Annotated in this window: 4 protein-coding genes and 1 tRNA gene; 4 read left to right on the top strand and 1 reads right to left on the bottom strand. The window is 74.2% G+C overall.

The features are described 5' to 3' along the window. On the bottom strand, nucleotides 1-435 hold a 435-nt coding region (locus HUU95_RS14270), incomplete at its 3' end, for a hypothetical protein (RefSeq protein WP_217429850.1). Between HUU95_RS14270 and HUU95_RS14265 the strand changes: the two genes are divergently transcribed. The 4 genes from HUU95_RS14265 to HUU95_RS14250 form a co-directional block, all read left to right on the top strand. Next, complete coding sequence (locus HUU95_RS14265) at nucleotides 434-784, top strand: hypothetical protein (protein WP_174280701.1); 351 nt, start codon at nucleotides 434-436, stop codon at nucleotides 782-784. The two genes, HUU95_RS14270 and HUU95_RS14265, sit on opposite strands and share 2 nt — an antisense overlap. A 17-nt stretch (nucleotides 785-801) precedes the next feature. Beyond that, a tRNA-Thr gene (locus HUU95_RS14260) sits at nucleotides 802-877 on the top strand. Nucleotides 878-936: 59 nt separating this feature from the next. After that, complete coding sequence (locus tag HUU95_RS14255; RefSeq protein WP_174280700.1) at nucleotides 937-1629, top strand: endonuclease/exonuclease/phosphatase family protein; 693 nt, start codon at nucleotides 937-939, stop codon at nucleotides 1627-1629. Beyond that, on the top strand, nucleotides 1630-2509 hold an 880-nt coding region (locus HUU95_RS14250), incomplete at its 3' end, for a patatin-like protein (protein WP_174280699.1).

Genomic DNA, 2509 nt, shown 5'->3' with positions numbered 1-2509 from the left:
GGGCTGGCGGTCGCGGTCGCCGAGCCGGGGGACGCCGCGCCCGTCCTGCTCGATCGCGGCTGGTCGCGCGAGGCGCTGCTCGCCTGGCTCGTCGCGCGGGCGGACGAGGACTGGCTGATCGGGGTCGACCTGTCCCCCGGCCTGCCCTTCGCCGACGCCGGCGCCTTCTTCCCCGGCTGGCTGGACGGACCGGCCGACGCAAAGGCGCTCTGGCGCCTGGTCGACGAGCGTTCGGTCGACAGCCCGCATCTGAGCGCCGGCGGCTTCCTCGCCGATCCCGAAATCGCCCGCCACTTCCGCCATCACGGCGGCCCCGGGCGGGCGCGGTCGCCTGCGTGTCTGCGAGGAGCGGCAGCGCCCGCTCGGCCTGTCGCCGTCGAGCTGCTTCAACCTCGTCGGCGCGGCGCAGGTCGGCAAGTCCAGCCTGACCGGCATGCGCGTGCTCCACCAAGTGCGCGGACGGCTCCCCGTCTGGCCCTTCGATCCGCTGCCCGCGACCGGCGCGGCGATCGTCGAGATCTACACCAGCCTCGCCGCGCGCGCCGCCGGCCTGCGCCCGGGCCGCAGCAAGCTGCGCGATTACGCGGCACTCGACGCCGCGCTCCGCCATCCGGCGATCGCGAGTTGCCCGACCGGCGGCACCGGTCCGATCGGCGATCACGCCAGCGACGCGATCCTCACCGCCGCCTGGCTCCGCCGCGCCGCCGCCGACGAGGCGCTCTGGGCACCGGCGGGCTTGGCCGGCGTCGCGGCGACGGAGGGCTGGACGTTCGGCGTGCCCTGACGCAAGGGCGCCTCCACGCCGGTTTAGCTCAGCTGGTAGAGCAGCGGTTTTGTAAACCGAAGGTCGCGGGTTCGATTCCTGCAACCGGCACCATCCACCCTGGCCGCGCCGGCGCAACCCTCGCCGGCACGCGGCGTTGGGCCACCGATCCGATGTTCAAGGTCGCCAGCTACAACATGCACAAGGGGGTGGGCCTGGATCGCCGCCGCTCGCCCGAACGCATCCTCGACGTGCTGCGCGAGATCGACGCCGACGTGGTCGCGTTGCAGGAGGCCGACCGGCGCTTCGGCGCACGCGCGCGCGTCATCCCCGATCGGCTGCTCGACGAGGCGAGCGACTATCGCGCGGTGCCGTTCGGGATGCGCGCCGCGTCGATGGGCTGGCACGGCAACGCCATCCTGGTGCGCAAGGCGGCGGCGGTGGACTGGTGCCAGCCGATCCACCTCCCCGCGCTGGAGCCGCGCGGCGCCGTCACCGCCGACCTGACGCTGCCCGGCGGCCTGGCAATTCGCGTCGCCGCCATGCACCTCGATCTGTCGGGCCTGTGGCGACGGCGTCAGGCGGCGGCGGTGATGGCGCACCTCGACGCCGCGCCCGAGCGGCGTCCGGCCGTGCTGATGGGCGACCTCAACGAATGGACGACCGCTGGCGGCTGCCTGCGCGACTTCGCCCGCCATTACCGGTTCGCGCCCACCGGCCCGTCCTTCCACGCCAGCCGCCCTATCGGCCGGCTCGACCGGATCATGGCCTCGCCCGAGCTGACGATGGTCGACGCCGGCGTGCACAACTCCGCCACGGCACGGCGCGCGTCCGATCACCTGCCGATCTGGGCGGTATTACGCTAGGTGCGCGAGCGGGAGCTGCGCCTGGCGCTGGTCTGCTATGGCGGGATCAGCCTCGCCGTCTACATGCACGGCGTCACCAAGGAGGTCTGGCGCCTCGCCCGCGCCAGCCGCGCGCATCACGACGGCGCGGCCGAGTCGGCGGGCGTCGACGCGGTCTATCGCGACCTGCTCCGCGAGCTGGAGGCTGACGGCGCGGCGCGGCTGCGCGTGCTGCCCGACATCGTCGCCGGCGCGTCGGCGGGCGGCATCAACGGCATCTTCCTCGCCCAGGCGATCTCGACCGGCCAGAGCCTGGAGCCACTGACCGACCTGTGGCTCGCCCATGCCGATGTCGAGGCGCTGATCGATCCCGCCAAGGCGCCGTCGTCGCGCTTCGCCAAGGCCTGGGCGCTGCCGCTCGCCTGGATGGCCGGGCGCGGCGGCGAGGAGGTGGACGCCGATCCCGTCACCCGCGACGAGGTGCGCGCCAAGCTGTCGCGCCTGATCCGCTCGCGCTGGTTCGAGCCGCCCTTCGCCGGCGCGGCGTTCAGCGCGCTGCTGCTCGACGCGCTCGATGCCATGGCGGCGGCGTCGCGTGGCCCCCGGCTGCTGCCCGATGGTCAGCCGCTCGACCTGTTCGTCACCGTCACCGATTTCACCGGCCACCCCGAGCGGCTGCGCCTCAACTCGCCGCCCGAGGTGATCGAGACCGAGCACCGCGTGGTGGTCTCGTTCAGCGACGACGGCCACGCCGGTGACACGCTGGCGCCGCTGCCCGAGCTGGTCTTCGCCGCGCGCGCGACCTCCTCCTTCCCCGGCGCGTTCCCGCCGTTCCGCGTCGGCGAACTGGACGGCCTGCTCAAGGAGCGCCGCCGCGCCTGGCCGGGGCGCCGCGCGTTCC

The sequence above is a fragment of the Sphingomonas bacterium genome (genome assembly GCF_903643065.1).
Classification (GTDB): domain Bacteria; phylum Pseudomonadota; class Alphaproteobacteria; order Sphingomonadales; family Sphingomonadaceae; genus Sphingomonas.
This window is presented reverse-complemented; position numbering and strand designations above follow the sequence as displayed.